Below are 21,380 nucleotides of genomic sequence, written 5' to 3'. Positions count from 1 at the left end.
ATTTCCGGCACGGCCATATCCACTCTTTTCTTGAAAGTGAGCCGACCATGGCTTGGGTAGAGAAACACCGAGGCAGTTTCCGTGTCCGCTATCGACTTGACGACGAAACAATCTTCACCGAGAACGGGTTCGTCGACCAGGACGAGGCGGACAACCGCGCGGCTGACGTGGAGTCTGACCAGCGGCGACGCCGCTTTGTCGACCCCCGGCTGGCGCAGACCACGATCGACGAGTGGATTCGCCAGTGGTCGGAGGCGCACCGCGTCGCCGACATCACCTGGGCGACCTACGACTCCCACATCCGCAACCACATCCTGCCCCGCTGGTCCGGCACCGCGCTGGGAGACTTTCAGCGGATCGCGGTGAAGGGGTGGGTGAACAAGACACTCCGGCCGAACATGGCAGACAAGAGCGCCCAGGACATCCTCGTGCTGTTCTCGATGATTCTCGGGGAAGCCGTCGACGAGGGACTGATCGGCTCGAACCCGTGCCGGAAGCTACGGATCAATTTCGACGACCGCCCGGAGCGGCCCCACGCGGCCACCGACGAGGTCGACGCGCTGGCCGGGCGGATGGCCCCGGACAACGGGCTGATGACGATCACCGACGCCTACACCGGGCTGCGGTGGGGCGAGATCGCCGGGTTGCAGTGGATCCGCACCTACCTCGACGACGACACGCCGCATATCGACGTCGACCCGAAGTTCGGCGCGCTGCACGAGGTCCGGGGCAGGCTGGAACTCGGCCCGCCGAAGACCCCGGCCAGTGCCCGGACGGTGTACCTGCCGCCGTTCCTGGTCGAGGAGCTGCGGGCGCACCGGGACCGCAATCCCGACTCCCAGTTCGTGTTCACCGGGGTCAACGGCGGGCTGCACCGGCGGTCGAACTTCCGTCGCCGGGTGTGGCTGCCCGCGCTGGCGGGGGATGAGCAGAAGGGGTGGTCACCGCTGAACGAGGAGATGCACTTCCACGATCTGCGTCACACGCACGAGACGTGGTTGATCGAGGATCACGTGCCGCGCATCATGCGGCTGGTGCGGCTTGGGCACAAGCGCAAGGACGTCGACGACATCTACTCGCACATCACCGAGCAGATGATCGAGGAGACGCTTGAGGCCCTCCAGCAGCGGTGGGAGCAGGATGGCGGGTGGACCTGGGCCGAAAGTCCCGCTGTGGAGCCAGAAGCGGCATGACCTCTTCGGATTGGGGCTTGTGGTCAGCAGGCCGTGCTCCCCATTTGCTCCCCAAAATCAGAAACGGCCTGCCGATGAAGATCATCGACAGGCCGTCTGACCAGGCAAAACACAGTGTGGGCGATACTGGGATCGAACCAGTGACCTCTTCGGTGTGAACGAAGCGCTCTCCCCCTGAGCTAATCGCCCTCTGGAGTTGTGATCTCCGCTCTCGCGGTGATGTCAGTACCTTACAACATCACCCCGGCAGACGCGAAAACGGGGGGTCCAGCAGGGGGTTGTGGAGGCCGAACCAGTCGGCTACCAGGGAGAACACGCCGAGTAGCCAGAGCGTGGCGAGGATGACGAGTCCGGTGGCGGCGAGGATGAGCAGGCGCAGGGGGAGGGGCTGGCGGCGCAGCCAGGCGGTCCACTGGTCGTAGCGGGCGCGGGCGTATTTTGGGGAGCCGTCCAATGGGGCCATGCCTTCAATGTAGTCTAGCGGCATAACCTGGGGTGGCCAGTTTGTGGCATCGAAGGAGTAAGTTGACGCATCAATCCGACTATCTTTACAAATGGTGAGAAGCGGCATGTCCCTCGCGTCACCTTCAGTAGCTTCGGCCACCTGCTGACGTACTGCCATGAGTACAACTTATTATCCAAAATCTCGCTTAGACGTTAAATTATGGGACTCGACTCGGCAGGTACCGTAATTCCACATGGGTGGGAACTGACCCGCACTATCGTACGCAGTTAGGAACCCAGTTAAGTCCCTACAGATCCCCATCATGAGGCCGAAGACCAATCAAAGCAACTAATTATTCTAATTGAACGGTGACGAGTATCTATTTGTGAAACGTCGCCTCCAATGTGGACCAGGTGAATTCGGTGGCGAGGATGGCGAGGCCGGCGAAGAAGACGAGCCAGCCCGGGCCGGGGTAGGGGATGAGCACGATGCCGAGGGCGAGCACGGCGAAGCCGGCGATGGCGATGCCGACGCGGCGGATGGTGCGGAGCGGGCTCAGCTGGTCACCTCGCCACTGGCGATGACGTCGGTGGGTTTGGCGGGCAGGGCCCGGCCGGGTTCGAGGGAGATGGCGAACTTCTGGTGCTGGGCGGCGGCGGTGTTCCAGGCCAGCAGTTGTGCGGCGGCGCCGTTGACGTCGAAGGAGCTCAGCGCGATGGGCGTGCCGGTGGACATGCCCCACACGACGTAGGTCTGGTCGGAGGCGTTGTTGGTGTGCAGCCCGAGCGGCATGACGGCGGCGGAGGTGGGGCTGGACAGCAGCACGGCGGCCTCGTGCCCGTCGGTCTCCCGCAGCACGGTCCGGTGCATGGCGGGATCGCTGAGCACGGTCAGCAGCTGCGTCTGGGCCTGCTGCTGCCCGCCGAGGCGGCTCACCTGCCAGCCGAGCGCGCCGACGGCGACGGCGAGCACGAGGATGACCGCGGCGGCGGCCAGCTGGACGGTTCGGCGGGACCCGGGGCGCTGGGTGATCTCGGCGGGCCGGTCGGGGGCCTCGGCGAGTGAGGAGCCGAGGCGGAACGGCAGCGGCTCGTAGGCCTCCTGGGGCGTGCCGGCGGCGGCGCCGAGGACTTTCTGCCGCAGCCGCGCGGGAGGGTCCTCCTGGGGCACGGAGCCGCCCAGCAGCGCGGTGACCTGCTCGGTGGACCGCACGGTCTCCCGACAGAGGGGGCAGCCGGGCAGGTGAGCCCGCAGCGCGTGCTCGTCGTCGGGCTCCAGCGCGCGCAGCGCCCAGCCGACGGCCAGTTCCTCGTTCGGGCAGCGCCCGTCCTGCCCGGCGGCGTTCACCGCTGCACCCCCGTTCGCATGCCGGTCCCGTCGCCGTCGCTGAGCAGCGACGACAGCAGCCCCCGCAACCGTCTGAATCCGGCGAAGGTGCGCGACTTGACGGTGCCGAGCGGCAGTCCGGTCAGCGCGGACACCTCGCACTGGGTGTAGCCGCCGAAGTAGGCGAGCGCGATGACCTCGCGCTGCTCGTCGGGCAGTCGCCCGAGGGCCTCCCGGACCTGCCCGCCGACGACGCCGATCAGGGCCTGGTGGTCGGCGCCGGGGCCCGGCGGCACGAGCCGTTCGGCGACCTCGTCGTCGGTGCCGGAGACATTGCGCCTGCGCTGCACGGCCTCCCGCCGCACGGCGTCGACGGCGCGGTGGTGCACCAGAGTGAGCAGCCAGGAGGCGAAGCCGCCGCGCTCCGGCTCGTACCGCCCTGGGGTGCGCCAGACGGCCAGGAAGGCCTCCTGCACGACGTCCTCGGCGAATTCCGGGTCCACGCACACCCGTCGGGCCAGGGAGTAGGCCTGCCGGCAGTACCGGTCATACAGCTCGGCGAAGGCCGCCTGGTCCCCACCCGCGACGCGGCGAACCAGGTCGGCGTCGGTCGCGGTGGACCTGGCCGGTGGGACGGGCGCGTCAGCCACCACGGAAATCCTCACGTCCAACATTCGCGCAACATGCGGTACCGGGTTCAGGTTAAACCCAGCAAGATGGGGGTCGCCGAACGGAAGGGTTCACGGAGAGTGTTCGACCGGTCGCCCAGCGACACATGTCTGGCCCGGACGGGTGAAGTAGGTCGTCTCCGCGAGCGGTGTTCCTCACTTCGGCGTCACAACTGAGGAGCTCGGTCGTTTGCTGGCCGGGAAGGGAGCAGAAGGGTAACGACGATGCGCAACGACCACGTGACGCTCCGCTCTACGGCGGTGTTCGACCTCCTCGCCCCGCGCACACCCGCGGTGCCGGTGCAGGTGGAGCTCCGCTACGACACCCGTGACCCCTACGCCGTGGTGGCCGCCTTCCGGACCGGGCGCGCCGGCTGGGTGGAGTGGGTGTACGCCCGTGACCTGCTCGCGGACGGTCTGATCGCCGAGGCCGGCGACGGCGATGTCCGCATCAAGCCCGCCACCGATGATCCCGAGGTCGTCGTGATCGAGCTCAACTCGCCCTCCGGGCACGCCACCTTCGAGGCCGCCTCCGAGGAGCTCGCCGATTTCCTGGACAGAACCTACGACGTGGTCGTGCCTGGCAACGAGCACCTCTGGGTCAACGTCGACCAGGCGCTCACGCACCTGATCTCCAACGACATGAGCTGACCCGTCATACCCCATCTGACCTGTGGGTATGCCATCGTTCGACCCCCGATTTGATCCAGAGTGGGGCCATCGGATAAGGTTTCACCAGCACCACGGAGAACGGATCCCAACCGCAAGATGAACCAGAGGGTTCACTTACGGAGATCCACTCCCGAAGTCGCATGCGGACGTAGCGCAGTTGGTAGCGCATCACCTTGCCAAGGTGAGGGTCGCGAGTTCGAGTCTCGTCGTCCGCTCGGGTAACGGCCCCTCGTCATTCGGGTCGAAGTTCCTGGGCTGTACCATCCAGGAAAACGGCGGAGTGGCCGAGTGGCTTAGGCAAGGGCCTGCAAAGCCCTGTACACGGGTTCGATTCCCGTCTCCGCCTCGGGCGATTAGCTCAGTGGGAGAGCACTACCTTGACACGGTAGGGGTCACTGGTTCAATCCCAGTATCGCCCACCAGTTATATACGCTGGTGAAACGGCTGATCAACGATCTTCGTTGATCAGCCGTTTGTCGTTGTGGGGAGCATTTGGGGAGCAGGCCGTCCTGACCACACCGGCGTTTCGGTAGTGGTCATGCGATCAGCTCGGCGCTCGCGTGGTGGTCGTCCCAGGTCCATGTGCCGTACTGCTCGCTGGATTCGAGCTCGCCGTCGCGGGCGGTGCGGGTGCACGCGTTGGTGCAACGCGCCACCCTCGACAGCGTCACAAGTGGTGGGGTGCTGGTGCGGGTCGCCGCAGACGCGCTCGTCCAAGCGTGGCCCGTCATAGAGCGAGACACGCAGTTGGCGCAGGTGTTGCGGGCGGGTCTGCTGCACGAGTAGGTGACATCTGAGTTGGCTAGCCGCGAGGCTGGCCTGGGAGGATGTCGCTGTGCCGAAGCCCTATCCCCAGGAGTTCCGCGACGATGTCGTGCGAGTCGCTCGGGACCGTGAGCCCGGTGTGACCGTCGAGCAGATCGCGAAGGACTTCGGGGTCCACCCGATGACACTGTTCAAGTGGCTGCGCCAGGCCGACGCCGACGAAGGCGTTCAGCCCGGCGTGAGCCGGGCGGAGTCGGCTGAGCTGCGCGAAGCGCGCAAGCGGATCAAGCTGCTGGAGCAGGAGAACGAGGTCCTGCGTCGCGCGACCGCGTATCTGTCCCAGGTGAACCTGCCGGGAAAAGGCTTTACCCGCTCGTGAGCGAGCTGGCCGCGGACGGTGTCCCGGTCGCGGTGACGTGCCGGGTCTTGAACATCGCTCGACAGCCGTACTACCGGTGGCGGGCCCGGCCGGTCACCGAGACAGAGCTCGAGCACGCTCATCGGGCGAACGCGTTGTTCGACGCGCATCGTGATGATCCGGAGTTCGGCTACCGGTTCCTGGCCGACGAAGCCCGCGGCGCCGGCCTGTCGATGGCGGACCGGACCGCGTGGCGGATCTGCTCGTCCATGGGATGGTGGAGCGCGTTCGGCAAGAAACGCGGCCGCAACGGCAGGAAGACCGGTCCGCCGGTCCACGACGACCTGGTCCGGCGCGACTTCACCGCCGCGGCGCCGAACCAGCTGTGGCTGGCCGACATCACCGAACACCGGAGCACGGAAGGAAAGCTGTATCTGTGCGCGGTCAAGGACGTCTGCTCCAACCGGATCGTGGGCTACTCCATCGACTCCCGGATGACCTCCCGCCTCGCCGTCGCCGCGCTCACCAACGCCGTCGCACGTCGTGATGAGGTCGCCGGCTGTGTGGTGCACACCGACCGCGGATCGCAGGCCAGTTTCGATCCCGGAAGTTCGTTCGCACGCTGGTTCGTCACGGCCTGACCGGCTCGATGGGCCGTGTCGGCGCCGCGGGCGACAACGCCGCCATGGAGAGCTTCTTCGCGTTGCTGCAGAACAACGTCCTCAACCGGCGCACCTGGTCCACCCGAAACGAACTCCGGACCGCGATCGTCACCTGGATTGAACGCACCTACCACCGCCGCAGACGCCAAGCCGGCCTCGGCCGGTTGACCCCCATCGAATACGAAGCAATCATGACCACGTCAGCCAGCCCGGCTGCGTGACTACAACTGTCACCTACTCGTGCAGCAGACCCTTGAATACGCCACGGCGAGCGGCTTGATGTCAGGTAATCGCAAGGTTGGCGAGGCGAATCGGGCGATGCGTGAAGACCGTGTCACGGTCAGTGGTTGCCGCGGAATATGGTGAGTACCTCATGAGCCGCGTAGGCCAGCAGGACGTACCCGGCCAGCGGGTCGACCCACCACCAGCCCAGGGTCGCGTTGAGGACGAGGCCGGCCAGGACGGCCACGGCCAGCAGGCCGTCGACGAGGGTGACCCGGCCTTCGGTGGACAGCACCGCGTTGCCCAGGGCGGCGCCCGTGCGTGCCTTGCCGGCGGCCAGCGCGAACATCACCGCCGCCGTCGCCGCGGTCCAGACGATGCCGCTGGGGCTGGACCGCGGGTGGTATCCGGTGACCAGGACCAGCGTCGACTGGGCGGCGAGGTAGAGCGCGAGCAGTGCGAACGCGCCGCCGATCAACCGCAGGGCCCGCCGCTGTCGCGCGCCGTCGCCGCCCGACAACTCCCAGACCACCACGACCGAGGCGCCGATCTCGATCAGGGAGTCCAGGCCGAAACCGGCCAGCGCGACCGAACGGGCGGCAATCGCACTGATCGCGAGCACCACGATGCCGACCACATTCCAGCTCAGGGTGGCGTACTCCAGAGTGAACCCGCGTCGCCGCAGCCGCTCCGTCTCGGGGTCTTCGATGCTGTGCATGACGACAGTCTCACTCAGCAGGACCGGCGGCCAATCGTCGACCAGGTACCCCTGGGGGTATATTGGGCTGGCATGACGAACAGCTATTGAGAGGACGTCACCATGTGTCAGCGCGTCGCCTGCCGGACTTGCGGCAAAGCCACTTACGCCGGGTGCGGCAGGCACGTCGACCAGGTGCTCGCGGGCGTGCCCGCGGCCCAGCGGTGCAGTTGCAGCGCGGAGGCCAAGCCGGCACGAGGCCTGCGCCGGCTGTTCCGTCGAGGCTGAGCACTCACGGCACGGGCCCACCGCGGCGAAGGACTGCGCGGAGGCCCAGGTCGTCGTCGAGCACGACGACATCGGCGGGATCGCCGGGGCGAAGCAGACCGATACCCGCCTCCGGGTGGAGCCGGGCCGGGACACGAGTGGCGGCGTTGAGCGCCGCTTCGACCGGGACCCCGGCCGCACAGGCGTGACGCACGGCGTCGAGCAGGGTTCCGGTGCTGCCGACAAGAGTGCCGTCCGCCCGGCGCGCGACACCGTCCGCGACGTCGAACTCAACCTCGCCCAGACGGTAGTGGCCGTCCGGGCATCCGGCGGCCGCCAGCGCGTCGGTGACCAGGGCGATTCGCTCGGGCGCCGCCTGGAAGGCCAGGTGAACCGTTTCGGGGGCGAGGTGGCTGGGGTCGGCGATCAGCCCGATCGTCACCTCGCCCCGGGTCAACGCGGCGCCGATGACGCCGGGGTCGCGGTGGGTGAAGGGCCGCATCGCGTCGAACAGGTGCGTGACCAGCCGTGCGCCGCGGTCGAAGGCCGCATGCGCTTGGCCGGCCGTGGCGTTGGTATGGCCGCACGCGACGAGAATGCCGTTGCGAACACACAAATCCACCACGTCCAGCGCACCCGGCAGTTCCGGGGCGAGCGTGATCTGCGTGACTGGTCCGGCGTCGAGCAACCGCTGGGTCAGGGCGATGTCGGGCGCACGCAGCAGGTGAGTCGGGTGGGTGCCGGGTCGATCGGGGGACAGGAACGGCCCCTCCAAGTGGACGCCGAGAATACGGGCACCGGCCGAGTCGGCCTGTGCCTTGCCGGCGGTGGCGAGCGCGGCGATGGTCTGCTCGGGTGGGCTGGTAGGCCAAGACACCCGTGCGGGCCAACGCCAGGCCGGCACGGGCATAGTGCTCGACGTCGGCGGTCAGGAAGTCCACGCCGGCGAATCCGTTGACCTGCAAGTCGATCAGGCCGGGCACGGCCAGCCCGTGTCCGTTGCCGGCGACGCCGATGGCGGCCACCCGACCGGTGTCCTGGTCGATCTCGACATCGCCTGCGCGGTACACCCCGTCGACGAGCGCTCCTGTCACGCCCAACCGCATCTCATGCCTTACGGTCGGCGTAGAACTCCACCACTGCGGCGTATGCCCGTGCGTCGTAGACCGTGGCGGGGCCGCCGTTCATTAGGAACGTCACCCCGATCGCCTCGGCCGCCTCCTCCGGGGTGGCGCCGTGCGCGACCGCGCCGTGCGCGTGCGCGGCGATGCGCCCGTCGCACTCCTTGCTGACGGCGATGGCCAGCGCGATCAGTTCCTTGGTCTTGGCGTCGAGCACACCCGGCGCCAGCGCGGCGTCGTACAGTTCCTTGTAGCCGGCGTAACGGCGGGGATGGCGTGGCGCAGTTCGCGAGTCGGACCGCGGAGCTCCTCGCGGACCGCGGCGTGCCCAGGCTCAGCCCGACCAGCAGGCCGGCGGGTATCGCCAGTAACCACATGGCTCAGCGATTCGCGGTGCCGACCAAGGCCAGGTCGGTGTGGGCGGCCTGGTCGAAGTCGTCGTCCACGGCCACGACCTGACGGCCGGCGGCGGCCAGCACCGACGCCGCGATGGAAGCCCGGTAGCCCGAGCGGCAGTGCACCCACACCTCACCGGCCGCGATCTCGTCGAGGCGGGTCAGCAGCTCGTGCAGCGGGATGTGGACCGCGCCGACGAGGTGAGCCTGCTCCCACTCCAGGTGACGCCGCACGTCGAGCGTCACGACCGGCCGGTGGTGGCGGACGTCGGCCAGGTCGGCCAGGGTGGCGCGGGGGAACGACGCGGTGCCGGTGACGCCGATGCCAGCGGCTTCGATGTGGTCGATGCCGATGCGGACCAGTTCGCGCTGGGCCTCGGCGACCTGCTCGGGGTTCTCGCCCAGCAAGGTCAGCGGGGTGCCCCAGGGGATCAGCCAGCCCAAGTAGGTGGCGAAGGAGCCGTCCAGGCCGAAGTTGAGGCTGCCGGCCACGTGTCCGGCGGCGAACGTGGTGCGGGAGCGCAGGTCGACGACCCACTCGCCGGCGTCGATGCGGCGGCGCAGTTCGTCGGCCTCGGCGTGGGCTGGGGGAGCGAGGTCGGGGGCGCCGGGACCGGCGAGGTTGGCCGGGGCCATGTGCGCGTAGTAGGCCGGGTGGGCGTCCAGGCCGGCCAGCAGCGTGGCGACGTAGTCGTCCTCGTCGTCGGTCAGCACCGGGTTGGCCAGCTTTTCCCGGCCGATGGTGGAGTGCTCGCCTTCGGCCTGGGTGGCCGAGCAGAAGCTGCCGAAGCCGTGGGTGGGGTAGACCCTGGTCTCGTCGGGCAGCGCCGCCAGCCGGTGGGCGGAGGCGTACTGGGCGTGCACGAGTTGGCCGGTGTGGGCGGGGCCGAGCAGGTCTGGGCGGCCGGTGGAGCCGAACAGCAGCGAGCCGCCGGTGAACACCGCCGGGTCGTGGTCCGGGGCGGTCAGCAGGTACGACAGGTGCGTGTGGGTGTGTCCGGGGGTGGCCAGGGCGCGCACGCGCATGGTGGCGCCGACCTCGACCTCGTCGCCGTCAGCGATGGGCACGCGGTCGAAGGCGACCGGATCGGCGGTGTTGACGTGGTAGGCCGCGCCGGTGGCGCGGGCCAGGGCGAGACCGCCGGTGACGTAGTCGTTGTGGATGTGGGTCTCGAACACGTCGGTGATCCGCACGCCGCGCCGCCGGGCCAGGTCCAGCACGCGGTCGATGTCGCGCTGCGGGTCCACCACGAACGCGTCCTGGCCGTCGGTGACCAGATAGCTGCGGTCGCCGAGCGTGGGTGTGTCGATGGCGATGACGTCGATCATGCTGCGCTCCTTGACGATGCCAGGCTTCATATACCCCCTGGGGTACCTGGATGAGGCCAGTGTAGCGCGCCCGCCGCATACCGGTGGGGGTATATCCAGGATGTGTGACAGTGTCGACAGCGACCAGTGCCGGAAGTCCGTGCCCACCGGGACGATCGGCCGCATCCCGACGGTCGGCCCCAGTGCATCCTGGACTGCACCCGGCGAAGGGAGCAGCAGGGTGGCCACCTTGGTGCAGGACAGCGAACTCGACATGCTGGACCGCATCCGGCGTGGTCTGATCGGAGAGGGCGAGGTGCTGGACGGCCCCTACGGTCCGCGGCGCATCACCTATGCCGACTACACCGCCTCGGGCCGTTCGTTGGACTTCGTGGAGGAGTTCATCCGGACGCAGGTGTTGCCGCGCTATGCCAACACGCACACCGAGAGCTCTGGCACCGGGCTGTGGACCACGCGGCTGCGTGAGCAGGCCCGCCGGCTGGTCCGGGACTGTGTCGGCGGCGCCGACGGCCACCTGGTGATCTTCTGCGGCTCGGGGGCCACGGCCGCGGTGAACAAACTGGTGGGAATCCTGGAAATCCGTATCCCCGCCGGGCTCGACGCACGCCACCGGTTGCGCGAGCACATCCCGCCGCAGGAAAGGCCGGTCGTGTTCGTCGGCCCGTACGAGCACCACTCCAACGAGCTGCCCTGGCGTGAGTCGATCGCCGACGTGGTCGTCATCGACGAGGACGCCGACAGCCACATCGACATCGACCAACTGCGCCGCGAACTGGACCGCTACGACGACCGGCCACTGCGCATCGGCAGCTTCTCCGCCGCGTCCAACGTGACTGGGGTGCTGACCGATACCGACCGGATCGCCGCCCTGCTCCACGAGCACGGCGCGCTGTCCTTCTGGGACTACGCGGCCGCCGGGCCGTACGTGCCGATCCGGATGCGGGAGAGCGCCCCCGGCCGCGCCGACCACAAGGACGCGATCTTCCTGTCACCGCACAAGTTCGTCGGCGGACCGCAGACACCCGGCGTGCTGGTGGTCCACCGGAACCTGGTCACCAACGCGGTGCCGACCGCGCCGGGCGGCGGCACGGTCGCCTTCGTCGACCCGGTCGGCCACCGCTACCTGGACGATCCGGTGGCCCGCGAGGAAGGCGGCACGCCGGCGATCGTCGAATCCATCCGGGCCGGACTGGTGTTCGCAGTGAAGGACGCAGTGGGCACCGACGTGATCCGGGCGCGGGAGGACCGGCTGTGGCGGTACGCGCTGGACCGGTGGAACGCCCATCCGGCCGTCCAGATCCTGGGTAGCAGCCGCGCGGACCGGTTGTCGATCGTGTCCTTCCGAATCAGGTTCGGCCCCCGGTTCCTGCACCACAACTTCGTCGTGGCCCTGCTCAACGACCTGTTCGGCATCCAGGCCCGCGGCGGCTGCTCCTGTGCCGGCCCCTACGGGCACCGGCTGCTGGGCATCGACCGGCAGCACTCACACGCCTTCGAGCGCGAGATCGAACGCGGCTGCGACGGCGTCAAGCCGGGCTGGGTTCGGTTGAACTTCAACTACTTCATCACCGACGCCGTTCGGGACTATCTGGTCGACGCGGTCGAACTCGTTGCTGAGTACGGGTATCGGCTGCTCACGGACTATCTGTTCGATCCGCATACCGGCCTGTGGCGGCACCGTGCGGCGGCCCAGTTGCCGCTACGCCTGCCGGATCTGCGTAGCGTGGCCTCGGACACGCACAACGGGCAGACCTCACCGCCATTGGGTGAATCGGCACTCGGCGAGCATCTGTGCGACGCGCGTGCCCTGCTGGCCGCCCGTGCCGACACCGTCGACGACGGTCCGACCGGACTGCCCGAGGACTTCGAAGCCCTGCGCTGGTTTCCGCTGCCGCCGACCTGCCTGGCCGGCTAGGCCAGGGTCAGGAACAGCTTCTCCAACTGCGCCATGTCGGCCTTGGCCTGCTCGGAGTCGTCGGACACGCACTGCTCCAGTCCACTCGCGATCAGCTTGAAGCCGGCCCGGTCCAGGGCCCGAGACACTGCCGCCAGTTGGATGATGACGTCCTTGCAGTCTCGGCCGTCCTCGATCATCTGGACCAGCCCGCCGACCTGTCCCTGGGCCCGTCGCAGCCGCTTGACCACGTCCGACAGGACGTCCTCGTTCAGTTCCACGCTGCCTCCTTGCTTACCCCCTAGGGTACCTGGTGGCGCGGACGATCGTGTCGATCGCCCGCGGGACCTCGCCGCGCTCACGCCACCGGCGCATGAGGTCGACCGCGGCCTCCTGCACGAACTCCTGCGCCTGCCCGTGGTCACGGGGCGTGCGCCGGTAAGCGTAGGCGGAGACCTCCTGCCAGATCTCGCAGAGCATGGCCTGCAATCGGTCTTCGCTGTCGGTGTTGACGGGCGCGTTTACTCGTGCCGCGCCTCCGCGTGAGTGGGGATGGTTCCCCGCACCAGCGTCTCGACCAGGCCCACCAGCCCGGCCGGCCGTACCAAACCCCAGCGCACCCTGTCGTCGAACATGTGCCCGGCCATGTCGTTCTCCTTCCTGCCGGTGAAGCCGGCGGGAAGCGCCGACACCTAGTGACTCCCATCAACGACGACCGACACGAAACTCCGACACAGGATTACTCCGAACGGGCCGCATGCTCCTGTCGGGGCGGCCGAGTGGCTCCTGTCCGACCACTCTTGAGCACGGCAAAAAAGCCGGCTGCGGACTGTCACTGTGGACGGTCGTGCCCAGGAGAGGGGCATTTTCCAGCCGTGGGGCTTCTTCGACTGGTGCCAATGGCGCGAGCCGGTCCGAGGTCAGACAGCTGGGCAAGCAGCCGTGGCGTTCACGGTGCCGCTACTCGGCTGCAGGTGGCGCAGCCCGGGTCTGTTGCCCGACCAGTCGCTGTGGCCTACAGGGCTCTGTCGCTGCTGTTCGTCACCATGGCGTGGCGATGGGCATGCCGCGACAGATGAAATATCCGATTGGATCTCGTGGTCCAGGCTTGGTCCCTGTGCTGGGTCCACTCAGCGAGTTCACGGGCGAGGTGATGTCGACGCCATTGGCAGGGCCGAACGGCGTCGCTGCGGAGCCTTCCGGCCCTGCGCCGGCTTTGGCCCGCACTGCCACAGTCATGGGTAGGAGCTGTGGAGGACGCCCGATGGTTGATGGTGAACAAGGTCGGCCGCACGTCGGCGAGGCGCACCGGGCCGGTCAGACGGGCCGGCTGAACTGGCTGCGTGCAGGGGTGTTGGGCGCCAACGACGGGATCGTGTCGACGGCCGCGCTGGTCGTCGGCGTTGCCGGCGCGTCCGCCTCGATCAGCGCGATCGCCACCGCCGGGGTCGCGGGCGCGGTTGCCGGCGCGGTGTCGATGGCGCTGGGTGAATACGTGTCGGTCAGTAGCCAGCGGGATACCGAACGGTCGTTGCTGGCCAAGGAACGCGCCGAACTCGAGCAGTTCCCCGAGGAGGAGTTCGACGAGCTGGCTGGAATCTATGTGGCGAAAGGGCTGTCCGCCGCGACGGCTCGGCAGGTGGCCCGGAGCTGACCGCGAGCGACGCCTTCGCCGCGCACGCCGACGCGGAGCTGGGCATCAACCCGGCCGAGTTGGCCAACCCGTGGCACGCGGCGGGGGCGTCGGCGGCCGCGTTCACCCTGGGATCGCTGTTGCCGCTGCTGGCCATCTTGCTTTCTCCGGCGGGAGCCAGGGTCGTCGTCACCTTCGTCGTGGTGCTGCTCGCGCTCGCGCTGACCGGTGCGGTGAGCGCGTATCTCGGTGGCGCGAGGAAGGGCCCGGCCATCGCGCGCCTGGTGGCAGGCGGTGCGCTGGGCATGGCGATCACGTTCGGTATCGGCGAACTGGTGGGGGCCGTCGTGGCCTGAGTCCCGAGGTTCGTGATCGCGTTCTCGCCGGGTTGCGATGGTGGACCAGCCGCCGTCGAAGGTCCCTGCCGGACAAGGCTTCGTCCTCTACACCGGGGATCCCGACGGCAGTTGTATGGACGGTGGAGCCTGGCCGAGCAAGGGGAATGATGATGGACGGCAGTCAGGACAGGGCCCGCCCGATCGTCGTCGGCATCGACGGATCCGAGTCGGCGCGGCACGCGGTCGTCTGGGCGGCGCGGGAAGCGGCGCGACGGCAGGCGGCGCTCACGATCGTGCATGTGTGCCTGCCCTTGGAATTCGGGGTGCCGCACGAGGTGCCGCTGCCCCGTTCCTACGGTGAGGCGATGATGATCCAGGGCCGCGCCTGGTTGGACGAGGCCGCGGCCGCAGCTCGAACAGCGCAGCCGGATATCCAGGTGAGTACGGATCTGGTGCGGGCGGACATCGCGTCGACACTGATCGAACGGTCGGCCGGCGCCCAGTTGACGGTGCTCGGATCCCGAGGGCTGGGTGGGTTCACCGGACTGCTCGTGGGCTCCATCGCGATCGCCCTCACCTCGCACGGCCGAGGCCCGGTCGCCATCATCCAGGCCGCGAACCTGAACGCGCCGCCGCCCACGACAGGACCGGTGGTCGTCGGCGTCGACGGCCGCAACAGCGATGCCGCCGTCGACTACGCCTTCGAGGCTGCTTCGTTGCGCGGCGTGCCTCTGGTCGCGGTCCAAGCCTGGACCGAAAGCCTGGACTCCTCGTACTGGGAAGTGATTCCGTTCGTGGCGGACTGGGACGCGATCGAGCAGGCCCACCGGAAGCACCTCTCGGCGCAACTGGCCGGGTGGCGGCAGAAGTACCCGCATGTCGAGCTCCAGGAGCTGACCATCCAAGGCCGTCCCGCGCACAGTCTTATCCGGCAGTCCCGCAAGGCTCAACTGGTCGTGGTCGGCTTCCGGGGCCGTGGCGGCTTCGCCGGCCTGTTGCTGGGTTCGACCAGCCACGCACTGCTGAATCACTCGGCTTGTCCGGTGGTGGTCGCACGCACACCGGATTGAAACCGCGCAGGGCTCGCCTTCGGCGCGGTATGGGCGTGATCGATCGTATGGAGGTGCACCGTGTGGAAGATGATGGGCGATCTGTTGACCAAGGCTCGCGAAGCGCTCGGTATCGAAGTTCCCGAAATCCCTGACGTCACAGCGGTCGGCGACGCGGTCACCACCGCCGTCGACACCGCGAGCAACCAAACCGAGGAGATCGCGACCAATGCCGCGGCCGCGGCCACCGACCTGGCGAGCGGCGTCACCGACGCCGCGACCACCGTTGGCGACGCCGCGACGTGCGCGGCTGACCAAGTTGTGGGTGCGGCGGCAGAGCTGCCTGACCAGGCCCGTGGTTAGTTGCAGTCCTGGATGGCGTCGGGGTCTGCAGAGGGCGCCATGGCCCGCAGCCAGGCCTGCGCGATCTCGTCGATCGGTGCGTCGGGCGGGGCGTCGAAACCGGCCAGGGGCTCCGCGAGGGACTGGGTGAGCAGGTGGACGACGATCGGCCCGGCCAGCAACTGGAAGGCCAGCACCGGGTGCATCGGGCGTAGCCGCCCCGCGCGCATCTGTCCGGTCAGGTAGCCGATCAGGTCGGGCAGGCCCCGCGTCATGCTTCGGCGCATGCCCTCCGCGGTGTCCGGATCGCCGTCGAGCAGTTCGAACACCACGCGCAGCAGCAGGCCGGCGCGTCCGTCCATGGCGGTGGCGATGGCCCTCGCGACGGCGGGCATGACGTCCTCGGGGGCGGCGTGCGGCATCGCGGCAAGGACGTCGGCTACCGGTTCCCACGGTGAAAAGGCCTGGATCTGTGCGCCGAACAGCGCCGGCTTGCCCGGGAACAACCGGTACTGCGTGGCTCGGGACACGCCGGCAGTGGCGGCGAGATCGTCCATGGACAGTGCCGCCAGTCCGCGGCGGCCGACCTGTTCGAATCGGCCGGCCCGATTCTCTTCCGGCCGTGTCTCCAGACGATGGTGCACAGACCGGCGGCCCCGCTTCGAAGAACGGGGCCACCAGCGTGCACGCTCAGGCGGGATCAGTCACCAACTCGAACTCACTGTCCAGCAACCCCCGCGCGTCCAGATCGCCCCAGTAGGCGGCAAGTTCGAGAATCTGGGCAGCCTCGTCGTCCTCGCCGTGCTCCAGTAGAAACGCGCCCAGGTGATAGCCCCACGATGGCTCGTGCAGCTGTCCGGCCAGCCGATACTCGCGCTCCGCGGCGGTCACGTCGGACCGGTGGTGGAGCAGGAAACCCGCGTAGTCGATATGCGCCTGTGGGGCACCCAGTTCGACCGCGGTACACAGCAACTGCTCCGCCTCATCGAGGCGGCCCACTTCGGCGTAGACCTCGGCCAACACACAGTAGGTCGTCGGCGCGTCCGCGCCGAGGTGACGTTCGGCCACCGCCTGCGCGGCAGCGATGTCATGCAGATCGTGCAAGTAGGTGCGGGCCAGGTTGGCCGGGGCGGCCATGTCGCCGGCCGCGACGGCGCGCTCGAACATCGCCACCGCCTCCGGTTGCCGGCCCTGGTCGGCCAGAAACAGTGCGAAGTTGTTCATCGCCTCGCCGTCGTCCCCGCTGGTGGCGACTCGGTAGGCGTGCTCGGCGTCGTCGGTCAGACCGAGGTCGGCCAGCACATCGGCCAACACGCCGGCCAGCTCGATGCGTCCCGCGGCGACCAGTGGGGCAAGCAGTTCGTGCGCCTCGACCAATCGGCCGCGTTCAAGGTAGCCGCGGGCCAGCAGCCGTGCCGCCTCGGGTTCGCCCGCGGCGACGGCCTGTTCGAGGATCTCGATCGCCCGCTGGTGCGGGCGCCAATCGGTGGTGTCGTCGTCAAGCAGTTCGGCACCGCGACGACTCAATGGGCCTAGGTCAGGCTCGCTCATACATTCACCCGCAATCTACCCCGAAGCCTAGACCCGCAGACGGCTGTGTCCCGACCAGTCACGGTGGCGCCGCCTTCCCGGTGTGGCGGATCACCCGGATGTGGCGGGACCCGAGTACTACAAGAAGGTTCTCGCCCAGACGGAGTCCTACCCGGTCAGCCGCGAAGTCGCCCGTGGCCTCGCCCGGGGCACCGCGGGGCTGGCCGTCGCGATGGTGTTCATGGCCGTGGTGCTGCCAGTGGCCGTTTACACCTACGGTGACAAGACGCTTCTGCGGACCCAGCCGACACTCGAGTACACCCCGGGCGCCTACTCGTGCTGCTCCTGATCGCGGTGGCGGCGCACCTATTCATCGCCTGGTTCAACCAGCCGAAATTTCTCGTGCCGCCCTACCTCCGGCACGAACCCGGCGCATGGCGGGAACGAACAGACCGCAAGAGCGGAACGTGACAACGGCGAACGGCCTGCGGCTCGGCTCAGGCCGTTCGTCCGCGCAGGGAGACGGAGGTGTGCCCTCGCCAATACGACCAGCAGCAAACCAAGTCGAAGTCGCGATCGCCTACCCATGACGGTGACCGGGTGATCCGCAGGAACATGCCGGCTCCCAGTCCACGACGTTTGCTGGCTCAGTCCGTTGCATATCGGCAGCGGCAGACGTCGACACGCATGACCTGTGGCATGAGCGGATGTGGGACGAGGGTGGTTCAGGCGAGGTCTTGGGGGTGCAACACGATGCGCCCGTGGGTCTTGCGGTCGGCCAAGGCCTGATAGGCGTCGCGTACAGCGGTGAGTGGGTACGTTGCGGCGATCGGAATGTGCAGGTCGCCGGCGGCGGCGAGGGCGGCCAGTTCGGCCAGTGCCGGGGGGCCGCCGGCGTCGATCGTTCCGAGGGATTTGACCCCCTTCTCTTTCGCTCCGCGGTAGTCGACCACGGTGTCGATGCGGTCTCTCGGAACGTCGAGGTTGATGGCGAGGTCGATGTAGCCTCCTCCGACGGCGTCGATGAAGGCATAAGCTCGGTCGGTCGTGGCGAGGATCCGTTCCCGTTCGCCGTCGCCGTACTGAACAGGCTCGATGCCATGGTGTCGGAGCAGGTCGAAATGCGCGGCGCTGGTCAGACCGATCACCGTCGCTCCGGCACGGACTGTGAGCTGGGCGGCGGTGAACCCGACGCCGCCCGATGCGCCCGAGATCACGATGGTCTCGCCCGGCCGGGGTTCGACCGCCCGGATCGCACCAAGACCCGCCATCGGTGTGGTGTAGAGCGAGCCCGCCACGTCCCAGGAGAGGCATTGCGGCTTGCTCACCAACTGGACTGCGGGGATGGCGACGAACTGGGCGTGGGCATCCCAGCTCCGGAGCCAGCCCAATACCGCGTCACCGACAGCGAAGCCGAGCACGTCGGCACCGACCGCGACGACTTCGCCGGCGAGATCGCGGCCCGGCGTGTACGAACTGCCCCGTAGCGCCGGAAGCGCCCCGGGGTTGAGCGCACCGGCCTCGGCCCGGACGACCACTTCGCCCGGGCCGGCCACGGGCTCGGGGACGTCCGCGAGGTAGATCCCGTCGATGCCCGAAAACCGGTCGTAGCGCACTGCTTTCATCGTGGCCCCCAGGTTGTGGGTGATTCGACTCGGCCGGATCGCGTGCGAGGACACTCAGGCACGACGCAGGAGTGGCAGGAGGATGTCGTCGACGAGATGCGCGACGAAGGCGGCGTCGCACGGCTCGCCCACGACCACGACGCGATGCACGATCACTGCGGAAGCGACCTCGGCGAACAACGGTGCTGCCCCGGGCGCCAATCGCTTGGCCGCTTGGCGGACAAGTCCATCCGTCATCGCGGTCTCGTCCCGCCGCAGGATCCGCCGCATCGCCTGGGCGAGCCGCGCGTCGTTGCGCATGCCGGCGAACAACGCCCCCAGCAGGCCAACGTCCTGTTCGGAGATGCTCTGCGCGAGCCATGCCGTCAGAGAATGCACATTCTCCCGGAGGCTCTCCCCTGTCGGCTCTGGAGGCTTCGCGGGTGCGCGGTGCTCGACCGCCGCGGCGACCAGTTCCGCCTTGTCGCGATATCGGCGGTAGATCGTCGTTTTTGCTGCCCCGGAACGACCGGCCACCGCCTCCATCGAGAGCTGCTCGTATCCCACCTCGGTCAACAGTGCCAGCGTCGCGTCGAGGATGGCCAGGTCACGGCCGGAATCCCGCGGCCGTCCCATCGCCGAGGGACGAGTCATGCCGCTGGGTTCCGGAGCACTGATGGTGCCACCCCATTCCGCTACGCTACCGTCTCGTATCGAAAGTACCGCGGTTCGGTCCAACCTGCAAGCCGCGACTTTCCCCGCCAGCCCGAGGCCAGCTGTCCGCTCGTCGGCAGGACAGGACGCGGCTGACCGTGAGTCCAGCACAGGTTGGCGACCCCCACGCCACGCCATCACGACACCCACCGAACAGCGAATGCCCCCTATCGACCGCCGACCTCGGCAACGGCGGACACTTCGCGGCATGTGGGTGCCCCGCACAGGCCGCGTCACGAGAGCGCCTACGGCACATTCGCCTCAGGGACGGTGTGGACGGAGACCGTCAACGAGGATCGACAACAATCGAGGCCCTCGTGTGCCCAGTTCGTCGTCGTCTAGCCGGGACAACCAGCTGATCAGCACGATCACGTCACGAGCTTCGACGTCGGGACGGATGCTGCCGGCCGAGCGACCGGCGGCCAGCAACAGTTCGATCGCCTCACCGATCGGGCCGAGGCTATGGGCAGCGAGGTCACTCCACGTCGCCGCCTCGACCGCGGCGAACACATCACGCTTGACCCGGGCGTAGGCGGCCACCCGGTCGAACCACGCCGCCAACGCATCGAGCGGCTCGTGGGTCACCAGTAGAGGCGCAGCCATGGCGACCAGCTCCCCCACCTCGCGGCGGTACACCTCAGCGAGGAGGTCCTCGCGTGTCGGGAAGTGTCGGTACAGCGTGCCCTGCCCGATGCCGCAGGCCTTCGCGACCGCGTTGAGCTTCAGCTCTCCCGGCTCGTGTACGAGATCGCGCGCCGCCTGCAGGATCCGTTCGCGGTTGCGCTGGGCGTCTGCACGCAGCGGGCCGCTGGCAGAACCGGACATGTGTCCGTTAAGGTCGTCGGGGTAACCGGACATGTGTCCATTCTAGGCGGAGGATCGTCATGACCATCCACGGCAAGGTCGTCGCCATCACCGGCGCCAGCAGCGGCATCGGCGAGGCGACAGCCCGCCACCTGGCCTCACTCGGCGCGGCCGTCGTCCTCGGCGCCCGCCGCACCGAACGACTGGACCGGCTGGTCACCGACATCGACGCCGCAGGCGGCAAGGCGGCCGCCACACGCGTGGACGTCACCCGTCCCGAAGACCTCCAGTCGCTGATCGCCCTCGCACTCGAGCGCTTCGGCCGACTGGACGTCCTGGTGGGCAACGCCGGGATCACCAGGATCGGCCGCGTTGCCGACCTGGACGTGCAGGGCTGGTCAGCGATGGTCGACGTCAACGTCAAGGGGATTCTGCACGGGATCGCCGCCGCTCTGCCGGTGTTCCGCCGTCAGGGCAGCGGTCACCTCGTCACCGTCGTCTCGACCTCCGGCCTGAAGATCGTCCCCACTCAGGCGGTGTACGCCGGGACGAAGAACGCGGTACGCACCCTTCTGGAGGGACTGCGGCAGGAAAGCACTGACGGGGTCCTGCGGACGACCTCGATCTCGCCCGGCTACGTCCGGACCGAGCTCATCGACCACGCCGTCGACGATCCGGCCGTGCGCGAGCAGGCCAGGCAGAACATGGCCGACCTCGGTATCGACCCCACAGCGGTGGCCCGGGCGATCGCGTTCGTGATCGACCAACCCGACGACGTCGAAATCGGGGACCTGACCATTCGGCCAACTCGCCAGGGCTGAGCGACCGCTCACCGGCCAGCGGACTTGCCGGGCGCGCTCGGCGGCACGAGCGGATGTTCGCTGTTGTCGAGCGTTCGGCGACCTCAGGACGCTGGTGGCTGGTCGAGTGCTTCGAGCGCATGCGCCGCCGCCTGGCTCGCTCGCTGCCGCTGGCGCCGTGCCTGCGCCGGCAGCACGGCCGCCATCGTGCCGAACACGACTGCCTGGACAAGTCCCAACCAGCTGCCCTCCAACACCACCTGTGCCAGCCCGAGCATCGCCGCCAGAGCCATCACGCAGGAGAAGGCCTTGGGTGCGAACGGGATGCTCAGTGTTCGATGAGCCATGTGCAAAACCGTGGCCGCGAGCCGGCGTTCGCGCACCTGTCCACCCGTGCGCACGATGCGCCTGATCGCCTCGAAGTCCACCGGGTCAGCGCCTACAGGGTAGGCCGACGCGGTCTGGTGGGCGCTCAAGCGCGCGACAGCCCCGACGAACACTCCGAACGCGCAGGCGAGCACCCAGCCCACCATCGCGGAACCGGACAACACA

24 protein-coding genes, 4 tRNA genes and 2 pseudogenes are annotated in these 21,380 nt (G+C 68.4%); 12 read left to right on the top strand and 18 right to left on the bottom strand.

The annotated features are described in order from the left end of the window. Window positions 1-47: 47 nt before the first annotated feature. Window positions 48-1,193: a tyrosine-type recombinase/integrase gene (locus KUTG_RS11685; protein WP_052394353.1), complete on the top strand. Its 1,146-nt coding sequence runs from the start codon at window positions 48-50 to the stop codon at window positions 1,191-1,193. Window positions 1,194-1,310: 117 nt separating this feature from the next. Here KUTG_RS11685 and KUTG_RS11680 read toward each other — a convergent pair. The 5 genes from KUTG_RS11680 to KUTG_RS11660 form a co-directional block, all read right to left on the bottom strand. Beyond that, a tRNA-Val gene (locus KUTG_RS11680) sits at window positions 1,311-1,382 on the bottom strand. A 49-nt stretch (window positions 1,383-1,431) separates the two neighbouring features. Next, the gene (locus KUTG_RS11675) at window positions 1,432-1,656 is read right to left on the bottom strand and encodes a hypothetical protein (protein WP_157494469.1); all 225 of its coding nucleotides are present in this window, start codon (window positions 1,654-1,656) and stop codon (window positions 1,432-1,434) included. 361 nt (window positions 1,657-2,017) lie between these two features. Further along, the gene (locus tag KUTG_RS61065; RefSeq protein WP_369794636.1) at window positions 2,018-2,164 is read right to left on the bottom strand and encodes a PGPGW domain-containing protein; all 147 of its coding nucleotides are present in this window, start codon (window positions 2,162-2,164) and stop codon (window positions 2,018-2,020) included. Window positions 2,165-2,193: 29 nt separating this feature from the next. Next, entirely contained in the window at window positions 2,194-2,985 is a 792-nt protein-coding gene (locus tag KUTG_RS11665) for an anti-sigma factor (protein ID WP_043716772.1), read from the bottom strand. Continuing rightward, window positions 2,982-3,614, bottom strand: a complete 633-nt coding sequence (locus tag KUTG_RS11660; RefSeq protein WP_043729018.1) for a sigma-70 family RNA polymerase sigma factor — start codon at window positions 3,612-3,614, stop codon at window positions 2,982-2,984. The genes KUTG_RS11665 and KUTG_RS11660 overlap by 4 nt, the downstream gene beginning before the upstream one ends. Window positions 3,615-3,857: 243 nt before the next feature. On the opposite strand from KUTG_RS11660, the gene KUTG_RS11655 reads away from it, so the two are divergent. The 5 genes and pseudogenes from KUTG_RS11655 (at window position 3,858) to KUTG_RS58320 (ending at window position 6,310) form a co-directional block, all read left to right on the top strand. Continuing rightward, on the top strand, window positions 3,858-4,283 hold the full coding sequence (locus KUTG_RS11655; RefSeq protein ID WP_043716771.1) for an SsgA family sporulation/cell division regulator: 426 nt from the start codon (window positions 3,858-3,860) through the stop codon (window positions 4,281-4,283). Between the two features lie 163 nt (window positions 4,284-4,446). Beyond that, a tRNA-Gly gene (locus KUTG_RS11650) sits at window positions 4,447-4,519 on the top strand. A 59-nt stretch (window positions 4,520-4,578) separates the two neighbouring features. Continuing rightward, window positions 4,579-4,650: transfer RNA gene (locus KUTG_RS11645), tRNA-Cys, on the top strand. A 1-nt stretch (window position 4,651) separates the two neighbouring features. Then, a tRNA-Val gene (locus tag KUTG_RS11640) sits at window positions 4,652-4,726 on the top strand. Between the two features lie 413 nt (window positions 4,727-5,139). Then, a pseudogene (locus KUTG_RS58320) lies at window positions 5,140-6,310 on the top strand (IS3 family transposase). A gap of 119 nt (window positions 6,311-6,429) precedes the next feature. On the opposite strand, the gene KUTG_RS11625 reads toward KUTG_RS58320, so the two are convergent. From KUTG_RS11625 to KUTG_RS11610, 4 genes are all read right to left on the bottom strand, one after another. Next, window positions 6,430-7,029: a cation diffusion facilitator family transporter gene (locus KUTG_RS11625; RefSeq protein WP_043716769.1), complete on the bottom strand. Its 600-nt coding sequence runs from the start codon at window positions 7,027-7,029 to the stop codon at window positions 6,430-6,432. Window positions 7,030-7,300: 271 nt separating this feature from the next. Beyond that, window positions 7,301-8,185 (bottom strand): N-acetylglucosamine-6-phosphate deacetylase, encoded by an 885-nt coding sequence (locus KUTG_RS11620; protein WP_052394350.1) that lies wholly within the window; start codon window positions 8,183-8,185, stop codon window positions 7,301-7,303. 197 nt (window positions 8,186-8,382) lie between these two features. Then, window positions 8,383-8,613, bottom strand: coding sequence for a carboxymuconolactone decarboxylase family protein (locus KUTG_RS66105; protein ID WP_369794447.1), 231 nt, complete (start codon window positions 8,611-8,613; stop codon window positions 8,383-8,385). Window positions 8,614-8,776: 163 nt separating this feature from the next. After that, a complete protein-coding gene (locus KUTG_RS11610; protein ID WP_043729015.1) occupies window positions 8,777-10,120 on the bottom strand; it encodes an MBL fold metallo-hydrolase in 1,344 nt (447 codons plus the stop codon). A gap of 220 nt (window positions 10,121-10,340) precedes the next feature. Here KUTG_RS11610 and KUTG_RS11605 point away from each other — a divergent pair, with 220 nt between their 5' ends. Continuing rightward, window positions 10,341-12,035, top strand: coding sequence for an aminotransferase class V-fold PLP-dependent enzyme (locus KUTG_RS11605; RefSeq protein WP_232240757.1), 1,695 nt, complete (start codon window positions 10,341-10,343; stop codon window positions 12,033-12,035). Here the strand turns inward: KUTG_RS11605 and KUTG_RS11600 are convergent. Genes KUTG_RS11600 through KUTG_RS58315 form a run of 3 tightly spaced genes read right to left on the bottom strand, consistent with a single transcriptional unit; the run spans window position 12,032 to window position 12,706 of the window. Then, entirely contained in the window at window positions 12,032-12,295 is a 264-nt protein-coding gene (locus tag KUTG_RS11600; RefSeq protein WP_043716768.1) for a metal-sensitive transcriptional regulator, read from the bottom strand. The two genes, KUTG_RS11605 and KUTG_RS11600, sit on opposite strands and share 4 nt — an antisense overlap. A 13-nt stretch (window positions 12,296-12,308) precedes the next feature. Then, window positions 12,309-12,494, bottom strand: coding sequence for a hypothetical protein (locus KUTG_RS11595; protein ID WP_157494468.1), 186 nt, complete (start codon window positions 12,492-12,494; stop codon window positions 12,309-12,311). A gap of 41 nt (window positions 12,495-12,535) precedes the next feature. Continuing rightward, entirely contained in the window at window positions 12,536-12,706 is a 171-nt protein-coding gene (locus KUTG_RS58315) for a hypothetical protein (protein WP_157494467.1), read from the bottom strand. Window positions 12,707-13,278: 572 nt separating this feature from the next. On the opposite strand from KUTG_RS58315, the pseudogene KUTG_RS11590 reads away from it, so the two are divergent. The 3 genes and pseudogenes from KUTG_RS11590 (at window position 13,279) to KUTG_RS11580 (ending at window position 15,397) form a co-directional block, all read left to right on the top strand. Next, window positions 13,279-14,003, top strand: a pseudogene (locus tag KUTG_RS11590) (VIT family protein). A gap of 152 nt (window positions 14,004-14,155) precedes the next feature. Then, window positions 14,156-15,055, top strand: a complete 900-nt coding sequence (locus tag KUTG_RS11585) for a universal stress protein (protein ID WP_043729010.1) — start codon at window positions 14,156-14,158, stop codon at window positions 15,053-15,055. 60 nt (window positions 15,056-15,115) lie between these two features. Then, on the top strand, window positions 15,116-15,397 hold the full coding sequence (locus KUTG_RS11580) for a hypothetical protein (protein WP_043716766.1): 282 nt from the start codon (window positions 15,116-15,118) through the stop codon (window positions 15,395-15,397). Here KUTG_RS11580 and KUTG_RS53270 read toward each other — a convergent pair. Both KUTG_RS53270 and KUTG_RS11570 read right to left on the bottom strand, forming a co-directional pair. Beyond that, complete coding sequence (locus tag KUTG_RS53270) at window positions 15,394-16,020, bottom strand: TetR/AcrR family transcriptional regulator (RefSeq protein ID WP_052394349.1); 627 nt, start codon at window positions 16,018-16,020, stop codon at window positions 15,394-15,396. The two genes, KUTG_RS11580 and KUTG_RS53270, sit on opposite strands and share 4 nt — an antisense overlap. A gap of 46 nt (window positions 16,021-16,066) precedes the next feature. Next, a complete protein-coding gene (locus tag KUTG_RS11570; protein WP_052394348.1) occupies window positions 16,067-16,903 on the bottom strand; it encodes a tetratricopeptide repeat protein in 837 nt (278 codons plus the stop codon). A 124-nt stretch (window positions 16,904-17,027) separates the two neighbouring features. Between KUTG_RS11570 and KUTG_RS11565 the strand changes: the two genes are divergently transcribed. Then, entirely contained in the window at window positions 17,028-17,255 is a 228-nt protein-coding gene (locus tag KUTG_RS11565; RefSeq protein WP_157494465.1) for a hypothetical protein, read from the top strand. Window positions 17,256-17,631: 376 nt separating this feature from the next. Here the strand turns inward: KUTG_RS11565 and KUTG_RS11560 are convergent, their stop codons facing one another. From KUTG_RS11560 to KUTG_RS11550, 3 genes are all read right to left on the bottom strand, one after another. After that, window positions 17,632-18,531 (bottom strand): NADP-dependent oxidoreductase, encoded by a 900-nt coding sequence (locus KUTG_RS11560; protein WP_043729006.1) that lies wholly within the window; start codon window positions 18,529-18,531, stop codon window positions 17,632-17,634. Between the two features lie 54 nt (window positions 18,532-18,585). Continuing rightward, entirely contained in the window at window positions 18,586-19,146 is a 561-nt protein-coding gene (locus KUTG_RS11555; protein ID WP_255360867.1) for a TetR/AcrR family transcriptional regulator, read from the bottom strand. A 339-nt stretch (window positions 19,147-19,485) separates the two neighbouring features. After that, window positions 19,486-20,082: a TetR/AcrR family transcriptional regulator gene (locus tag KUTG_RS11550; RefSeq protein ID WP_232240756.1), complete on the bottom strand. Its 597-nt coding sequence runs from the start codon at window positions 20,080-20,082 to the stop codon at window positions 19,486-19,488. 26 nt (window positions 20,083-20,108) lie between these two features. On the opposite strand from KUTG_RS11550, the gene KUTG_RS11545 reads away from it, so the two are divergent. Beyond that, on the top strand, window positions 20,109-20,849 hold the full coding sequence (locus KUTG_RS11545; protein WP_043716760.1) for an SDR family oxidoreductase: 741 nt from the start codon (window positions 20,109-20,111) through the stop codon (window positions 20,847-20,849). A gap of 83 nt (window positions 20,850-20,932) precedes the next feature. Here the strand turns inward: KUTG_RS11545 and KUTG_RS11540 are convergent, their stop codons facing one another. Further along, on the bottom strand, window positions 20,933-21,379 hold the full coding sequence (locus tag KUTG_RS11540) for a hypothetical protein (protein WP_232240755.1): 447 nt from the start codon (window positions 21,377-21,379) through the stop codon (window positions 20,933-20,935). Window position 21,380: the final 1 nt, after the last annotated feature.

Source organism: Kutzneria sp. 744, assembly GCF_000568255.1.
GTDB lineage: Bacteria > Actinomycetota > Actinomycetes > Mycobacteriales > Pseudonocardiaceae > Kutzneria.
This window is presented reverse-complemented; position numbering and strand designations above follow the sequence as displayed.